The sequence below is a fragment of the Leptolyngbya sp. Heron Island J genome (assembly GCF_000482245.1).
Classification (GTDB): Bacteria; Cyanobacteriota; Cyanobacteriia; order Phormidesmidales; family Phormidesmidaceae; genus Leptothoe.
Genome location: NZ_AWNH01000016.1, coordinates 36,230 through 51,878, shown reverse-complemented (window position 1 = coordinate 51,878; position 15,649 = coordinate 36,230). Strand labels below are relative to the sequence as shown.

Here is a 15,649-nt window from a genome sequence, read left to right as displayed (position 1 = left end):
AAGAGCAGGGTCGCTATGAGGAAGCGGAACCGCTGTATCAGAGGTCGCTCGGGATTAGGGAAGAGCAGTTAGGGCCCCAGCATCCAGATGTGGTCACCAGTCTGAATAACTTGGCAGGACTCTATCAAGAGCAGGGTCGCTATGAGGAAGCAGAACCCCTCTACCAACAGGCGTTAGCGATTCTGGAAGAACGATTGGGGTCGCAGCACCCGAACACAGTCGCCGTACGGGAGAATCTTGAAGCGCTGCAGCAAGCAATTGAGGGCGGAGAGGGCTGAGGCGTTTTTCAGGGCTGTGGGGAATCTCCCCTCACTGCTGATCGAACCCGTGAGAGTGAGCGTTTTGAGACCCAGCGGCAACTCCTGGAACTAGCTTTACACAGTAGGGTTGGTCTGTAGAGAAGTGTCATTTATGTTGTTACTCTTTTTGGGACTTAGTTTTGAGGATATAAAGATTGACCCCTTTTCTGAGTGAGGCTTTTTACGTTTTTGGGGTAGTGCAACGAAGTGCCATCAGGGTCTATGCGAAGCCTGAAACAACCTAAACTCGTTCAACGATCCAGGAAAACATCCATTTCCCTAAACAATGCAGTTCCTTTGGACCACATCAAAACCCCCATATATCAATGCTTATGAGCTTATGACACTTGCTCGAAGCTATGCTTGTACCACCCCTCTCTTGCTAGCGGCGCATCGAGAGCAGATAGACGTGTTCTACTGGCCGCCGTACTCGCCGCAGTTGAATCCAGTTGAGTACTTGAACAACGATGTCAAACAACAGGTACATGACAAGCCACCGACGATGAGCCTACACCAACTAAAACAGAGAGCCGTGTCTGTGCTGATGCGCTTACAGAAGTTGCCACAGAGAGTCAGTAACTATTTTCAACATCCTGACATCGTTTATGCTGCGTAGTTACGTCGTCTGTTTAGCCGCCGGAGTAATATTTGAGCTACGATGATGGTCATCTGAAGCTCAAACTTACCTTGATCTCAAGATACAAGTTGTGGATTTTGTGGGGAGTTGTCATTGGCTTCGTTGTTCGTTGTGGTAACTGCAACTTACTAAGCGCTCTCTATTTTCCGCAGCTACCTAGCGCCCTATTCATGCAACAAAGCCGATGGGACACTAAATATTAAGCAGTGCTAAAGTAGGCCATTACCTCTTAAAACCATGGTGGTTCGTGTATTAGCCGACAAATTTAACGCTTCGAAGTTGACACGCCGGGTTGTCTCCAAAAGATTTCCTGAAGAGACGATCGAGCTGTGTACGGCAGCGACCATCCTCGAAGCCTCTGAAGTCAATCCCATTGGATGGTCGTTCCGTCGTCTTCTTTTACAACGAAATGGGAACGTCGTCTTCACAAACCGTCGAGTGTTTCTTCAATCTAGCTTTCGATCACCTGCAACCATCATCTGGGCCTCAATTATCGGACTGGAAGTCCATCGGTGGCTATCAGGAGATTCATGGACCCTGATAGTCATGCTAACAGCAAGCTTATTTCTGTTCAGACGTCGACCATACGCGAAAAATCTTCTCTTTAGTGAGTTGGAAGATGTTCGATTCGGCAGTGTTTACGGCCTGACTGGTCGTGGCGACATCATTGTTCTCAATCTAGGCACTAGAGCGTTACATCTTGTTATCTCAAGAGTGTTATCAGAAGAGGTTAAACGAAGCTTGGAAGATAAGATAGGCGTACCTAAAACTGACACTCCAAACAGAACTATGAGCCTAGATGTCCATGACCGCAGAGGTTTTAATGACTGGGATGGCTTTTAGGTGCATTCTTGACTGAGTCTTAGCGAGCCCCCTGTCCAAAATATATGTAATTTCGCTCATATCAGCCTGAAAGTATTGGCATGAGTGGTTTAGGGGTTCGAGTAGGAATGGAACCGTTTTGGCGGACCTTGAGGCTATGATTTTTGATCGTTAGAGCTTTACCCTGCCATGTTTGTGAAAGCCACGCAATCTGTTTCTAATTCAGTGATCGCCTCGATCACAACATCGCTATATTCCCAATTGATAGAGAGTAGCATTTTTGTGCTGAAACAAGCTACGTATAGGTCTAGATAATAGGATAGATTGCTTGCTAGGTTTTCCTCTTTAATTATTCGGCTTCTTATGTGTTCTTGAAAAGAAGATAGAAATTTGTTTAGGGTTAGAACATCACCATAAATCAGTTTAGTCCTTCTCAGTTTAGTCCTTCCTGAACTGACTTCATCAGGGCGAAGGGATTCCAGATGCCTTATCCAATTAATGAAGTAATTATCGGGTGGATTATCTAATTCTTCTGGGTTGATGTAGGGTTCTGTCATTACACTATCCCTGAAGTTTCATGAGACTCATTGCTTGATGCTATATCTAAAAAATAACTGAAATTCCTACAGATAGAAGACTTTACCCTATATGGCCTTTGTATAGGACGCTGTTGGCGAACTCGGATTGCAGAAATTAAGCAGGCTCTAGTGCCTTAAGTCGAGACACTCTCGTTTTAGGGGTGATGCAAGCATAGCTTCGAGCAAGTGTCATAAGCTCATAAGCATTGATATATAAGGGTTTTTGTGTAGTTCAAAGGAACTGCATTGTTTAGGGAAATGGATGTTTTCCTGGATCGTTGAACGATTTTAGGTTGTTTCAGGCTTCGCATAGACCCTGATGGCACTTCGTTGCACGTTCGCTTGCACTATCCCATCTACAGAATGTTTGAAGTAAACTCACGCGACCTCAGCATCCTGAAACATTGCTGCAACAATCTGGCAAAACTGTTCAACAACAGGTGAATCATCATCACGGCGACGGGCGAGCGCTAGCTGCAAACTTGGTGCATCCCCTTTTAACTTGCGATAAACAACAGCACTATTGCCGGTATCCTGCAAAACTTCTGGCACAAACGCAATCCCGATACCCACAGCGACAAGTCCCGCTCGTGTCTGACAGGCCGTCACTTCTTGAACCACATTGGGGTAAAAACCTGCTTGCTGGCAGAGATGAATAATCTGGTCATAGAGGTAAGGTCCTTCTCGACGAGGGAGCAAGATAAACGACTCCGTGGCTAAGTCACTTAAGGTCAGTGGCTGACGCAGTACTAGAGCATGATCTTGAGGGAGGGCAACGACCCAGGTTTCTGTATGTAATGGGGTTATCGCCAGTAGCTTTTCATCCACCGGGGGGTAAAGAAACCCGACGTCAAGCTGGTGCGCCCGAAATGCCTCAACCTGCTCGTGCGTACATCGTTCTGTCATCGTCAGTTGAACATCGGGATAACGGTTGCGAAACTCACGCACAATTTTAGGAACAACGCTCCTCAAGGCTGAGTTTGTAAAGCTCAACCGCAGGTGTCCCATTTCACCCCGGGCGGTTCTTCGAGTGGTTGAGACTGCTTGCTCTACATGCTGAAGAATCTGCTGAGCCTCTGCCAAGAACGCTTGTCCCGCAATGGTCAGTTTGACGCTGCGCTTGGTGCGATAGAAAAGCTGCACCTCTAGCTCCGCTTCCAAATCCCGGATCTGGCGGCTGAGGGTAGGTTGTGTCATATGGAGTCGCTCAGCCGCGCGACCAAAGTGCAAGGTGTCGGCGACGGCAGCAAAGTAGCGAAGGTCCCGGAGTTCCATGATTGATTAATACGCTCAAGGCATTAATTGCCCATAAAACAGGCATTGGACAGCATTAGTCATTGCTCCTATGGTAGAAGACGTGGGCCATCCCCCCTGAACACATAGCTACCGAGCCAGATTGAAGCTGGGCAACCCTTGCCAGACAAGATGCTGATTTTGATGGAAAGCTGTTACTCCCCGGAGGCTCCGAGCATCGTCTTTATCAAATAGAAGCTCAGTGGCAGCTGGCAGTATTGCTCTTTCAATCCGGCTCAGCCAAATTATCAGGTGAGTGATGACAGTAGCTGCCACGGCTGCCACGTACCGTTTCCAGAAACTGACTTCACGTTGCCAAGCCATTGTTAGAGGCTGCTCTACAACGGCAAGTATCGCAAACAGCCTATTGCAATTGCCTGGGGCGCGGTCCCTGTTCGCCCGAAGTGTATCACCCCAACGCTGAGGCATCCAGCTAATTCCATCGATTGACATTGTTCACCCCCTTAAGAGACCAGTAACCTCCGGTCTTGCCAATTTTGCTATCTAAATTTCGTAGTGAGGAGAAAGAAATGGGTTATCAGCATTTGATGAAGCGTCGTCATCTATTGAAAGGGGCGATCACAGCTTCCACGCTAACGGCCATGACTCTTAGCCATTCTTACACGCCTAAAAGCGCCAATGCTCAATCAGCTGAGTTTCGCTGGCGAATGGTTTCCCGATGGGACGATCAATTTCCTGGCCAACTGGTAGCTGCTCGACGACTGGCAGATCGTATTGCCGTGATGAGTGCTGGACGATTAATTATCGACGTACTTCCTCCTGATGAAGTAGTTCCCTTTCCAGAAACGAAAACTGCAGTCAGTGACGGCACCATTGAGATGAGTCGCAGCCTCTCTTATGATTGGCGCGCCCAATCTCCTGTACTAGAGGTGTTCATGGTGCTGCCCTATGGGTTTACGCAGAAAGAGATGAGTGCGTGGCTGTACTATCTAGGTGGCCAAGAACTTTGGGATGAAGCCTACGCTCCCTTTGGAGTGAAAGCCTTTCCAGCGGGATCTCTGGGCGCTCAGTCATTCGGCTGGTTTAGCAATGAAATTAATAGTTTGAGTGATTTACAAGGTCTGCGATTTCGCACAACGGGAGTCGCGATGGATGTCATGTCTAAATTAGGGGCTGCCGCGACGACGATGGGTAGAACAGAGATTGGTCAGGCTTTTCAAGCAGGCGAACTCGACGGCTTTGAACTGGGCGGTCCGCTGGTTGATATGCAATACGGATTACATGTTCTAGGTGCTCCCTATTATTATTTCCCGTCCTACAACCAACCCTCTGGGTTGGTAGAACTAGTGGTTAATCGAGCCCAATATGAGGCATTGCCAACTGATTTGCAGCAAATCATTGAGATCGCCGCTCAGGCTGAGTACGAGCAAGGCTTGGCCGAGGCAAACTTTGGGAATGCTCAAGCACTCAATACGTTAGTGAATCAGCACCAGGTCCAGGTGCGTCAGTTGCCACCTGATGTGCTGACTGCTCTGGGCAATGCCTCTGGCGAAGTGATTGCTGACATGCGCTCAAACGGTAATGAAATGATGCAGCAAACCATTGATTCTTTCCTATCGGCGCGCCAGCTCTTGAAAGCATGGAGTCAAGTGAGCGAACAGAACTACTTGAATGCTCGGGGGCTAGACTTCACTTACGGTTGATATACTCTCCTTTCTGAATACGAATTTTATAGACACTTGTTTTCTCGAGTGTTTGTCAGCGCGACGCAACTACTCCTCTCTGAAAATCAAGAACTTCAGAATATTACTAGCCATCGATGTAGTCAAAATAAGGCTCACAGAATTTAAAGCCGTAGGCTTTCTCATTGATGCCCTTTCTGGTCCAAGGAATAAGGCTCCGGTGATTAATTGTAGGAATGGCCAGTGTCAGATTCCTGCGGTGCATCCTCCCCTACTGCAATAGCTTTGCCATCGCGCCATATCACTGCATACTGGCCGAGCCGCCGCTTCTTCTCAAGCGTTTTGGTCGCAACCTTTTTGAGCATTTCCAAAATTTGAAGCGTATCGTCTGAAACCATCGTCATAATCCTGCTCCCTGTCTCAATATATTAAACAACCCGGCATTTACAATTGTGCGCTCACTATCTTGCTGAACGAAGATGAGCTCGGGGACTTCTCCAGAATTCATAAAGCATCGGGTTCGATCTGTGATGCTTCCAAATTCAACGAGCAAGTTACTTAAGCTGCGCGGAAACCGCCGTTCAATATCCTCAAGTGGAATATTGTGTCCACCGTGGGCTACTCTCTCTGCCACCCGCATCCGTGACATCGCCACATTGGGCAGCGCCAGATAGATTAACTCCACCCGCCATCCATCCGAGCGCAGCTGCTGGATTAGCCTCAGATACGTGCGCCCTGCCAGCGTAGTTTCAAAGGCAAAGTTCTGACGGGCAGCTACCCACACTTTGATTTCGGTCAGAAAGATGCGACTGGCTGCTAACAGCTGAGACTCAGGAGCCAAGGGCGCTAACCCAGCTGCTATTAAATCAGCATTGATAAAGTGCTGGCAGTTTGCCACTTCGGGTAAGTACTCCAGAGCAAAGGTGGTTTTACCAGCTCCATTGGGACCGGCAATAATCCAGCATGTAGGTTGATTTGTCATAGCCGTAACCGTATCACCTCCCCGCCCTGCTGGGCATCAGACCCATAAATGTTGTAGGTTGTCTTGTAGTGAAATATCTCGTCAGCGTTCAACATCCTTTCCCTTTGGTTTTTGTCGTAATTTCGCCTCCGCTTCAAAGATCGGATCTTCAGAATTTGTCCATCGAGCTGTTTCAGTCTCAAAGTTGAGCTGAAGCTGGTCGAGATAGTCGTCAATGTATGAGCGCTGCTGCACTTTTCTTTCTGTTTGAGCAGTGGCTATTGCCTGTTGTATCTGTTGCCGTACCTGTGGTGGGACGGGGCTTACAGGTGCCGGAGTATTATTACACCCTGCACCATCTTTTTTATCTGTTTCTATTGCAGTTAAACGGTTGTCCTGTAATGGGTTACATCCATTTTCACAATAAGCTTGTGAGGAGTGCGTTGGGGACAGAAACCCCAACGCCTCCCTTTGAGAACCAGGGGGGTTTGGGGGGATATCTGCTCCGGTTTCCTCAGCTGTAGTCACCATAAAGCGTGGATGCCAGAGATTTTTGTGTTTGTAAAGTGAACTTCCACTAATCCCTTGATCGGTGAGTCTGTCAAACCGTGCTGTAATTCCGTCTGGCCAGTTGTTTGTGAATTGCAAGTCCTTAACTGCTTTGGCGATGCGTTCTCTCACCTCTGCTTGTTGTCTTTCATTCCATGATGGTCCTGCTGGTGCAGTGTCTATCGGGAGTTTGTCTGAGCCATATGGAAAATAGTGGCTTGCTTCAATACACCTCACCCACTCTTTCACTTTGGCTTCGAGATCATTGTGATGGCGACACCACAGCGTGAACCCTGGAAGGCTCTGAGCTGTTTGCATGACATGTCCTATGAGTGCATCACCCGTGAGAGGTTCTGATGCTCCGAGGATGTGTCCGAAAATGTAGGCCCGCATGGTGACTCGTCCCAGGAGCCGGTTGGTTTGTCCGTGGCCGGTCCAACCAACGGCAATTTCTGTATTTAAATCATTGAGGAATTTCTCGGCTTTGTGGGAGACCCGGTAGATTTTCCGTTGGGCCTGTTCAATGACAAGTTCTAGAGTTTCGCTGATGATGTCGTTGTGGGCTGTAGCCGTTTCCCAGTTATTGAGGAAATGGAAGCTACTACTCTCTATTGGTTCCATGTCAGCATTGAGTAGATAACTCCCCTGCTGAAGCGGTAGTCGGTGCCCGTTGTAGAGACTATCTCCTGCTGGATTGTAAGCTTTTGCATTGGGGAAGACCTCTAACCATCCAGGCATCACTTTGAAGCCTTTGTTCTCAAGCAGCGTTGTGATTGCAAGGCCTACTTTCCAGGAAGGGAGCGGTGTTTCAAATGGGAAGTAGATGTGGAGACCACTGCTGTCTGAACTTGTCAGTATCAGATGTTGGAAAAGTTCCAACGGTTCGAGTGCTTCACACATGCGTCCGATCGCTAACGGATCGCGTCTTGGATGGTAGGGGCTGCCCGAGTCGATATCGAGCATGGCGTACTGGGTGACAGACCCAAACCTTACCCCGTAGAGATAGGTGCCCTGGTTGATCAGTCTGTCTGAGAGCGGATGTCTGGTCTCTGTTTGCCACTGGGGTTTGGTCCCAGGGTCAGGGTGAGGAGAAAAGATGTAGTCAAAGCGGTGCGGCCACAGTGCCAGGAATTTATCGTCGAGTTCCTTAACAAATGTGGGCCGCTGCAAAGTGGATGCAACTGCCATTAGTTGGGTGGTTAGTAAGGGGGCAAAACCACCAGACAGAAAGGGACTACGCAATGAGTTGCAGGAATGTCTAATTCCCGCTAAAATTGCACATGAAAACCCTGTCAACGTTTTAACTGGTTCCCGCCGAATTAGAACGTCGCATCTGGTGGATAAATTAAATAACTAGAAAGCCTTCGTCCTCGCCAAAGTTCAGAAGGTTTTTTTAGTGTCTGTACATTGTTAGTTCATAGATACTCCTCCTTTCGTGATGCCCAAGATCTTACAACGCCTCGCCTGAGATCGCTGATTTGAGGGGGAAATTCCCAGCGATTTTCTGTGAGGTGTGCGGAATTGACACAAAACGTAATTGTCGATCACTGCATATCGTCTGGACATGGCTGCTTTATTAGAACTCCCTTGAGTTATCGACAAAGTCATCAGGGGTGGCTATGGCGGATAGGGATTTGTTGCCACTAGACTGAGGCACTGGCTGTAACTCGATTTGTCGGTACCTTTCAAGACACATGCCGAGGGCGATCAGCGGGTTGGAGTGAATATCCGAGAGAGTTGCCACCATGGTGCTGAGTTGTACTACGTCCTGGTCGGCTAACTGACCAACTAAACTCCGCAGTTGCTCCAGCTCAGCCAGGAGTCGTTTGAGTGTGTCGGTATCGGTTTCTGGGGTGTCAGGCTTGAGCGCAGTCCACTGGTCTACATCGACATACACTCGGATCTGTTTGCGATCGCCCATGGGTTAGTTCTGGGTAAAAAGTCTGTCAGCGACGGTCGATAGCCCAATCAAGGTGGCCCAGGTGGCTTCTGGCATGGTCTGGGCTTTTTGCTGGCTGTTGCTAAAGGCGTCTACCATTCCTGGCAGCATGGAGCCGCCACCCATCAGATAGACCGGCTTATCTCCGTATTGTCTGACAAAGGTTTGAGCATCCTGCACACAGGCAAGGACGTGGGGTCCTATGCGTGTTGCTTGCTGCTTGCGGAGGGATTTTTTCGTTGTGGTATCGAGCAGAAACGCCATTACCTGCTCTGCATTGGGGAGGCGTTGGTTCATCCCCTTGAGCCCAATGAGACACTCTGACTGATAGACTCGCTCGGCAATGCGGTGACAGCCACAATCGTCTTTGGCAAAGCGGTTGAGGATGCGGCCCTGGGCATCAACAACGGTGACCAGGATGGTGCGACTGCCGATATCCACCATGACTGCCCCGTTTGGGCACTCAGACTTGACCAGTCTATAGGCTTGATAGCCTTCCAGCTGTGGTATGGCTGAGTCGATTCGGATGGTCTGTTTTTGCTCATCGATGAGGGCGGCATCGTCGGGAGGTAGGGTGACGTTGTGTTCACCCACCAGCTTTGCCTGGATGTCTGCGCCGTAGGCTTTCACGCTAGGGCATGTAAATATCAGATCTGCTGAAAGTGGTTTCCCCATACCAGCCGCTTTGATCAGGGCATGGATGGTTAATGGCAGCGCATTTAAGACCTTGCCGCTGTCGGTCTTGCCGGTGCGATCGCACTGTACAGCGGTTGCTTCTTCACCGATCAGATACGACTGTTCACCCAGGAGTACTCGTGCTGGATGGTTATTGACCAGGGGGCTGGTTGAGACAACAGATTCAAACTTGTGTCTGTGCCAGTCGTCTGAGTCATCACCGATGCGGTAGAGAAACTTGATGTCGGCATTGCCAAGGTCAATGATGCCCTGGATGTTGTGGCGTCGAAAGGAAGTCATTGCAGTAGTTCCAACAGGATAGGGGTACATCAATGTTGCGAAGGTTGTTAAGGCAGAGATGAGGCATCCTTAAGGCGGTCTCTCTGTGAGGCATAAATAAGGCAACAAGAAGTCAGGTTGTTTCTTCACTGTTTTGATGAGAGGGTGGTCTACGAGTTATCTGAACGGCTCTGAGGACTGAGTTTTAGGATTGGATGCTAGGGGAAAAGAGATTTGGGCATTAGTTTTTGAGTCGCTATCGAGTTGTTTTTGGGAGTTTTAACTACGTTTTTCGATATCACTTGAATTTGTTTTCTCTGCTTCTCATAGTTGCCTCATACGCTTATGAGAAATACCTCATACGTGTTCTGCGGATCATGCAAACCTCATGGCGTGTATCGCTTTTGGGGTATAGCTCATAGCGAAAACTCATAGATGGATATGAGGTTCTGGGGGACGCATTTGTACCTATTTAGGGGATATCCTCAGGGAGGTGGTTTGTATGAGGCTTTTCAGGGAAACCGAGGAATCTAAACTGTTTGTCTTCGAGATTGGGAAAGGATACAACGCCAAGGGAGTCAAGATATTTGAGTGCTTTTCGCATCTGGGCTGTGTTGATTTTTTCTGGGCTGTCTTTGTCTATAAGTTTGTAGGAACCTGTTAGAAAGCCATTGGGAGTAAGCAGGATTCCAGGCTGTTTTTGGTCCAAATAAAAGAGGATGGTTTTGAAGATTTCGGGGGGTATCCCATCGGGTAAGGGAGCTAATTCTGGTGTTATCTCGTTTCCCTCGGGCTTATCAGGAGGTATCTTAGCTGTAGGTTCTCTGATGAGCCATTGGTAGGAACTGATGGGGGTTGCTCCTTTGAGTCGCCAGGCTATCAGCCCTGTATGTGGGTGTTCCTCAAAGGAGCCGTAGCCCAGTTCAGTGATGAGTTGCAGGATCAGTTCCATCTCTTCAACGCTTTTTACCCCATCAAAGCCATAGGAAACCGTCTCTGGATCGAGGAGTCCTTGAGCGTCGATGAAGTCGTGACGTCGCTGTTTTATCCAGCGGATAAATGCAGTTGCGGTCTCTTTTTGGGCGGCGGTGTAGTGCTGCCCCAGGTCAGAGCCAAGTTGTACTTCGAGCTGGTCGCGTACCAACTCAATTTCTGGCGGTGGTTTTGGTGCTGACTGCGCTGGCTTTGGCGTTACTCTGGGAGTTTTGGCGGGAGGATTGGTGATACCCAGCTCTATGGGGTCAGGGTCAGGAAGTTGTGGCAGGATCACCAGTCTCCACCCTTGGCTGCCACAGTTTGTTATAGCCAGCACGACATTCACCGGGTTGCCGTATTCCTCATGGGCTTTAAGGTAGGCTTGCAGCTTTTCTACCAACGCCTTACGGACAGAGGGTACGGCGATAAACCGATCATCTTTGAGGGGGTTGGTTACAGCGCTATAGATACCGTCACGGCCAAGGCCCACATAGAAGACATTCTCTTTGATTTGATGGGAAAGCCCGAGCGCTTCGTTTGTGTTTGCATGACCAAACACCCAGGCTTTAACGCATTTCTCACGGCCATCGACAAGGAGGGTGGCCAGGTCATCTTTATAGGTTTGTTCCAGGTATGGGAAAAGTATTTCTCCGTCATCATCTCGCAGGGCGTATCGTTCAGCTTTGTTTGCCGCGACCAGCCCCTGATTGATTTGGTCGATAACGACGACACTGGGCACCTTCGAGCCCTGCTCCATGATGCCCTGGAGTGCTCTGAGCCGACAGTAAAGCCTGTAGGCTGCATCTTCGAGAACTCCACCGCTCATCGAGGCGGTGAGTAAGTAGAGGTCATCTGAGTCTTCTAAGCCACAGTAGTCAAGCTTTTCACCCCGTGTAGTATTGGCTGACTTGTGGGCAAAGACGGTAAAGTCGGTGGTGTTGTCGCAACGGTACTGAGCTGCGATCGCCTGTTTAAGCAGTTGCGATTTACCCGTGCCGGTGGGACCAACCCCCAGACACCCACGGGACTCCCGCGCCATTTCTGAGGCTAAATCTATGATGGGAAGCCCTGCGTAGTGGGTATGTCCTGTCAGGTCTACACAGCGTTCTTTTTGCCCTGTTTGAGAATTTCTGCGGGTGTAAAAGCGGTACTTGCCCTGCTGATGGATATCGACAACGCCATCGCCATCGGTGTCACCTTTGAGGAGCGCTGTTTGTTGTCCAGAAGAGTCTTCTGAGTCAGAAGCTCCGATCATGCGTTTAAACTCTTCAAATTCAGCTGCCTGGGTAAGCTTCGGGTCTTGGAGGTCTGGTTCTATCAGATACTCAGGCAGAACCTGGGAGGCATTAAGCCTTGCAGCGGTAACGTTTGCGTACTGCTGTGTGGTCAGAACTGCCTCGGTTGCTTGTCTGTGGAGTGCTGTTTGGTAGTCGGTATCGGCCTCAGCTGCCTCTATCTGTTTTTGCCACCGCTCTAACTCACTTTGGGTAGCAGCAAGGATGCCAGCTGCGGTGAGTGTGAGAGACAGCGTGAGTGTGGGCCGCACCTTGTAGCGAATGGGGACGAGCCAAAGCAACAGCGCTATCAGCGTTCCACCGTAGAGGATGATGGCTCGTTTAGGAGCTGCTCGAAAAAGCGCGAGAAATAGCTGTGCAGTTTGCCCACCCAGCCATCTACGATCTTCGTTATCGAGCATGTTTAGCTGAAGAATGCGTACCATGTTGGTACCCCACCGATAACGGCAAAAAGAAGAACAACAATGAATTGAATTAAGCCCTGGTTGAGCCTATGGATCTCAAAGTCTTTTGCCCATATCCTTCCGGTAAAGAGCCCGTAGTACTGGACGCTGAGCATGAGCAGGATAAGCAGTCCTACGCAACCGATAGCCACGAGACACCATATGACTGGCCCCCACATAGCGGTTAGTTGCACAAGGCTACTGCTTAGAAGAGAGAGCAGCAGATAGCGGGAGAGCTTAGCGATAGAACGATGGGTGAATATCATAGGGAGCCTGTTTTGCGGGGCACTGTGGCCCCGCTGACGGAACAACAGTTAGGACACAAGCCGCAGGTGCCCACGTTTGACAGAACCTGCTTCCGTGCCGCTGCGTGACTCATCGGTCATGCCACGAAGCTTCATGGTGAGACCCCGCTGGAACTTGGCAAAGCCGATATTTGCTTCTTCGACCTTAGAAGCATGAAGGAGACCACTTTGACGTTTGGCCGTATTGACCTCGTGCTTGAGAGTTTGCCACTCGCTAAAGGCCTGCTCGATAGTGATTTCGAGCGAAGCTACCTTCGTTCGCAGTTTCCGAGTTGCCTTGTGGTATTTCTCGGCGGCTTCTACAAGGTGGGTGTACTCTTCCACAACCCTGGTGCTTTGGGCATAGAGTGTGGCTTGTTCTGTGATCTTGTCGATTGCTGCATCGGCAGCTGCCTGGTCTTTGTAGACCAGGAGGTTATCGGGAATGGTAATACCCGGTTGAAAGCCTATCCGTTCGAGATTTGCCGGGTTGACTGTGCCATCGGCAAGCCCGTCTTTAGCGGAGAGGCTGGAGCGGATATCTTCTGTAAGTCCAAATGCCATAGATATGCGGAGTAGAGGACAGAGAGAGAGTTAAGGGGTGCTGCATCACCTCCCATAGAGTTCGTTTCTTAGGATGTTGTCGTTCCCATAGAGAACTTGAATATCGTTTTGTATAGTGTTGAGCTGTTTTACGAGGCCACCCTGTCTGAACTGGCCCACACCAAGCAGTATCAGCACGAGGGAGGCTCCAGTAATGCCGATCAGCTGAGAAATGGTGAGCCGCTTTTGCTCTAGGCGTTTGAGTGTGGCGCTCGTTCTTTCGACTTCCTCTGACGTTATCTCTTGCTTTTGGGTGAGAAGATCGACTTCAGCCCGTAGTCCCTGGTTTTCAGCGAGAATCTGTTCTATCTGGTTGACCAACAGATGAATGTTGTGATGATTTCGTTTGAGGTCACTATCTATTTCAGGCAGGAGCTGTTCTAGCTCAACAAGACGCCCGAGCACATCGCTGTACATCCGGTGGGTTACCCGGTTTGTAGTTTGCAGGTCGATGTGGAGGTCTCTCTGTTGTCCCTGGAGCAGAGCTATTGCAGCGAGAGGATCGCCATTGGCCGCCTGTGCCCCCAGCGCTGGATGCGAGACGATGTTGCTTTTTAGCTCCTCCTCATCTGGTTGTATTCGCCGTTGAATCCGGCGAATGCTTGTAGCCAGCTGCGAGATGCGATCAGAGTGTTGAGAGTTAGAGGAAGTCATGGGTTTGACCTCAGGGGTGGGTGTGGCCGTTATTTCCAAAACTGAAGGGTATCGATAACTGAGGTGGTGACGATATCAGCGCACGCTTTAGCATCCATAAGTGGATCGGTGTGTGCCCTAGCTTTCCAGCCAAGCCAGAGACATGGAGCGCCCGAAAGAACGGCAATTAGCAAATAAGGAAGGAGGCGAAGCATAGCTAGCGGTGGGATTTAGGTGCTGCGAGGACAGAGACGACTTCTTTTGTAAAGTCATGGGGTGCGATCGCAACTATTAACAGGAACGAATTGAAGTTCCCTGAGCAGGCGCTCCAGGGTCTGCAGCTCTGCTAAGGCAGAACTAACGGCCTCGGATAGATTCCGATCCGGGTATCTGGTTAACAAGTCGCTGTAGACGCGATCGCGGATGGAAACTTTGGCCATATCGGTATCGGTTTTGGGAATGTGGACGAAAAGGTCAACCAATTGGACTAAATGCAGCGGCACAATAGAACGCTAACATAAAAATATGCGATTAACATAATATTGTGTTAATCCATTTCAACAGTAGTGGTAAAGCTTAGGATTATGTGCGTAACTATCTCCCAAACAGTCGAACCAGTGGTTAAGCGTGTGACCGTCACTATTGAAGATGACGTTTATGACTATCTAGAAAAAAGGGCAGCCGACGAGACTCGAACAGTCCCCAATCTGCTGGCCCATTTGGCGGCCATGGCAATGAAAGAGTCTCAAGAGTCTCAGGATCAGCAAACACGAGATAACCAAACTAAGCCTTAATGATTGAAAGATCACCTGCTGCGGATGCTGGCCTGTAGTCTATGACCTAGATGAATAAGTGACTCCTGATCAAATATCTGCAGTTCGGTGGGTGACCGAGTTTTCCAGCCCAGCCAGAGATATAGGGTGCCGGAAAGAATGGTAAGCAAGGAAAAAAAGAAGAATTGACGCATCAATATTGGTGAGATTTTGGTGCCGTTTTGGCGTGGTTTAGGACTTTATGGAACCACGTTGGACCAATCCTATACCATTTTGGCTACCTGTTACCAAAATGGTAAATTAACTTTCTTTCTGGTAATAAGCCTCATTACCTAAAAGTGCTATCGTGACACCTGTAGGTATTCCGTGACACCATTGTGGTAAACCCATGCCCACACAAGGCACACCACTATTTGAAGACTTGGAAGATGGCGGTCTGGAGGTATCCCTTAAATACCTCTATGCCGATGATGCGTATTGGGAGAGGTATGAGCTAGCGTGCAAGCACCTGATGTGGCTGCGCACGACGCTGGTATCTCAGCTGATTAACTCGTTTATTGCCCTCCACTGGGAGTACTACGCTGAGTGCGCCGAGCTAGATGCTAAAGCTCGGGATCTGTCAGTGCAAGACTTCTTTGATGAGTGCTGCAATTTTGAGGCTGAGCTGACTCCATATATTAAGGAGCGGCCCACATTTAAGCCGTCGCCTCTGGATTCCATCATTGATTGTGAGACCAGTAGCGCTTATCGAAGACGTGTGAGAACGATTCGGATTGGTCGAGCCAATGGGGCCTTACTCCGCATGGTTTCTGTGGTAGATCGCGCTAGCCTGACAGTTGTAGTCAGTCGGGTGCTGCGATGGCACTTTGATCGCTACTGGGAAAAGCTATACGTCCCGCAGATTCGTGCAGCGGAGGCAAAATCGTTCCGTCGTTTGTTTAGTAAACCTCAAGAGTAGGAGACATTTT

General features: G+C 49.3%; 18 protein-coding genes. 6 read left to right on the top strand and 12 right to left on the bottom strand.

The window, feature by feature from the left end:
• The 3 genes from N836_RS45470 to N836_RS45460 form a co-directional block, all read left to right on the top strand.
• On the top strand, positions 1-278 hold a 278-nt coding region (locus tag N836_RS45470; RefSeq protein WP_023071298.1), incomplete at its 5' end, for a tetratricopeptide repeat protein.
• Positions 279-639: 361 nt separating this feature from the next.
• Positions 640-915: a transposase gene (locus tag N836_RS45465; protein ID WP_161634931.1), complete on the top strand. Its 276-nt coding sequence runs from the start codon at positions 640-642 to the stop codon at positions 913-915.
• A gap of 258 nt (positions 916-1,173) precedes the next feature.
• A complete protein-coding gene (locus N836_RS45460) occupies positions 1,174-1,779 on the top strand; it encodes a hypothetical protein (RefSeq protein ID WP_023071296.1) in 606 nt (201 codons plus the stop codon).
• 158 nt (positions 1,780-1,937) lie between these two features.
• On the opposite strand, the gene N836_RS45455 is transcribed toward N836_RS45460, so the two are convergent.
• The 3 genes from N836_RS45455 to N836_RS75640 form a co-directional block, all read right to left on the bottom strand.
• Positions 1,938-2,315: a hypothetical protein gene (locus tag N836_RS45455; RefSeq protein ID WP_023071295.1), complete on the bottom strand. Its 378-nt coding sequence runs from the start codon at positions 2,313-2,315 to the stop codon at positions 1,938-1,940.
• A 399-nt stretch (positions 2,316-2,714) separates the two neighbouring features.
• Positions 2,715-3,611 (bottom strand): LysR family transcriptional regulator, encoded by an 897-nt coding sequence (locus tag N836_RS45450; protein WP_023071294.1) that lies wholly within the window; start codon positions 3,609-3,611, stop codon positions 2,715-2,717.
• 108 nt (positions 3,612-3,719) lie between these two features.
• Positions 3,720-3,953, bottom strand: coding sequence for a hypothetical protein (locus tag N836_RS75640; RefSeq protein WP_023071293.1), 234 nt, complete (start codon positions 3,951-3,953; stop codon positions 3,720-3,722).
• Between the two features lie 206 nt (positions 3,954-4,159).
• On the opposite strand from N836_RS75640, the gene N836_RS45445 reads away from it, so the two are divergent.
• On the top strand, positions 4,160-5,293 hold the full coding sequence (locus tag N836_RS45445) for a TRAP transporter substrate-binding protein (protein ID WP_023071292.1): 1,134 nt from the start codon (positions 4,160-4,162) through the stop codon (positions 5,291-5,293).
• Between the two features lie 203 nt (positions 5,294-5,496).
• Here the strand turns inward: N836_RS45445 and N836_RS76960 are convergent, their stop codons facing one another.
• From N836_RS76960 to N836_RS45395, 9 genes are all read right to left on the bottom strand, one after another.
• Positions 5,497-5,676, bottom strand: a complete 180-nt coding sequence (locus N836_RS76960) for a hypothetical protein (protein WP_023071291.1) — start codon at positions 5,674-5,676, stop codon at positions 5,497-5,499.
• On the bottom strand, positions 5,673-6,254 hold the full coding sequence (locus N836_RS45435; protein ID WP_023071290.1) for a zeta toxin family protein: 582 nt from the start codon (positions 6,252-6,254) through the stop codon (positions 5,673-5,675). The genes N836_RS76960 and N836_RS45435 overlap by 4 nt, the downstream gene beginning before the upstream one ends.
• 81 nt (positions 6,255-6,335) lie before the next feature.
• Positions 6,336-7,970 (bottom strand): hypothetical protein, encoded by a 1,635-nt coding sequence (locus tag N836_RS45430; protein ID WP_023071289.1) that lies wholly within the window; start codon positions 7,968-7,970, stop codon positions 6,336-6,338.
• A 388-nt stretch (positions 7,971-8,358) separates the two neighbouring features.
• A complete protein-coding gene (locus tag N836_RS45425) occupies positions 8,359-8,703 on the bottom strand; it encodes a hypothetical protein (RefSeq protein ID WP_023071288.1) in 345 nt (114 codons plus the stop codon).
• A 3-nt stretch (positions 8,704-8,706) separates the two neighbouring features.
• Positions 8,707-9,696 (bottom strand): hypothetical protein, encoded by a 990-nt coding sequence (locus N836_RS45420; RefSeq protein WP_023071287.1) that lies wholly within the window; start codon positions 9,694-9,696, stop codon positions 8,707-8,709.
• Positions 9,697-10,147: 451 nt separating this feature from the next.
• Positions 10,148-12,370, bottom strand: a complete 2,223-nt coding sequence (locus N836_RS45415; RefSeq protein WP_152532073.1) for a hypothetical protein — start codon at positions 12,368-12,370, stop codon at positions 10,148-10,150.
• A 332-nt stretch (positions 12,371-12,702) separates the two neighbouring features.
• Complete coding sequence (locus N836_RS45405) at positions 12,703-13,236, bottom strand: hypothetical protein (protein WP_023071284.1); 534 nt, start codon at positions 13,234-13,236, stop codon at positions 12,703-12,705.
• Between the two features lie 45 nt (positions 13,237-13,281).
• Positions 13,282-13,929 carry a hypothetical protein gene (locus tag N836_RS45400; RefSeq protein WP_023071283.1) on the bottom strand — a complete coding sequence of 216 codons (648 nt, stop codon included), beginning with the start codon at positions 13,927-13,929 and terminating at the stop codon, positions 13,282-13,284.
• A 248-nt stretch (positions 13,930-14,177) separates the two neighbouring features.
• Entirely contained in the window at positions 14,178-14,390 is a 213-nt protein-coding gene (locus N836_RS45395; protein ID WP_152532072.1) for a hypothetical protein, read from the bottom strand.
• A gap of 102 nt (positions 14,391-14,492) precedes the next feature.
• Between N836_RS45395 and N836_RS45390 the strand changes: the two genes are divergently transcribed.
• Entirely contained in the window at positions 14,493-14,702 is a 210-nt protein-coding gene (locus N836_RS45390) for a ribbon-helix-helix domain-containing protein (RefSeq protein ID WP_023071281.1), read from the top strand.
• 367 nt (positions 14,703-15,069) lie between these two features.
• Entirely contained in the window at positions 15,070-15,639 is a 570-nt protein-coding gene (locus N836_RS45385; RefSeq protein WP_023071280.1) for a hypothetical protein, read from the top strand.
• Positions 15,640-15,649: the final 10 nt, after the last annotated feature.

Excerpts from the sequence above, each read along its gene's own strand:
- N836_RS45415 (WP_152532073.1), bottom strand. The coding sequence starts at position 12,370 with ATGGTACGCATTCTTCAGCTAAACATGCTCGATAACGAAGATCGTAGA.
- N836_RS45400 (WP_023071283.1), bottom strand. The coding sequence starts at position 13,929 with ATGACTTCCTCTAACTCTCAACACTCTGATCGCATCTCGCAGCTGGCT.
- N836_RS45420 (WP_023071287.1), bottom strand. The coding sequence starts at position 9,696 with ATGACTTCCTTTCGACGCCACAACATCCAGGGCATCATTGACCTTGGC.
- N836_RS76960 (WP_023071291.1), bottom strand. The coding sequence starts at position 5,676 with ATGACGATGGTTTCAGACGATACGCTTCAAATTTTGGAAATGCTCAAA.
- N836_RS45455 (WP_023071295.1), bottom strand. The coding sequence starts at position 2,315 with ATGACAGAACCCTACATCAACCCAGAAGAATTAGATAATCCACCCGAT.
- N836_RS45445 (WP_023071292.1), top strand. The coding sequence starts at position 4,160 with ATGGGTTATCAGCATTTGATGAAGCGTCGTCATCTATTGAAAGGGGCG.
- N836_RS45450 (WP_023071294.1), bottom strand. The coding sequence starts at position 3,611 with ATGGAACTCCGGGACCTTCGCTACTTTGCTGCCGTCGCCGACACCTTG.
- N836_RS45390 (WP_023071281.1), top strand. The coding sequence starts at position 14,493 with ATGTGCGTAACTATCTCCCAAACAGTCGAACCAGTGGTTAAGCGTGTG.
- N836_RS75640 (WP_023071293.1), bottom strand. The coding sequence starts at position 3,953 with ATGGCTTGGCAACGTGAAGTCAGTTTCTGGAAACGGTACGTGGCAGCC.
- N836_RS45430 (WP_023071289.1), bottom strand. The coding sequence starts at position 7,970 with ATGGCAGTTGCATCCACTTTGCAGCGGCCCACATTTGTTAAGGAACTC.
- N836_RS45425 (WP_023071288.1), bottom strand. The coding sequence starts at position 8,703 with ATGGGCGATCGCAAACAGATCCGAGTGTATGTCGATGTAGACCAGTGG.
- N836_RS45465 (WP_161634931.1), top strand. The coding sequence starts at position 640 with ATGACACTTGCTCGAAGCTATGCTTGTACCACCCCTCTCTTGCTAGCG.
- N836_RS45460 (WP_023071296.1), top strand. The coding sequence starts at position 1,174 with ATGGTGGTTCGTGTATTAGCCGACAAATTTAACGCTTCGAAGTTGACA.
- N836_RS45405 (WP_023071284.1), bottom strand. The coding sequence starts at position 13,236 with ATGGCATTTGGACTTACAGAAGATATCCGCTCCAGCCTCTCCGCTAAA.
- N836_RS45435 (WP_023071290.1), bottom strand. The coding sequence starts at position 6,254 with ATGACAAATCAACCTACATGCTGGATTATTGCCGGTCCCAATGGAGCT.
- N836_RS45385 (WP_023071280.1), top strand. The coding sequence starts at position 15,070 with ATGCCCACACAAGGCACACCACTATTTGAAGACTTGGAAGATGGCGGT.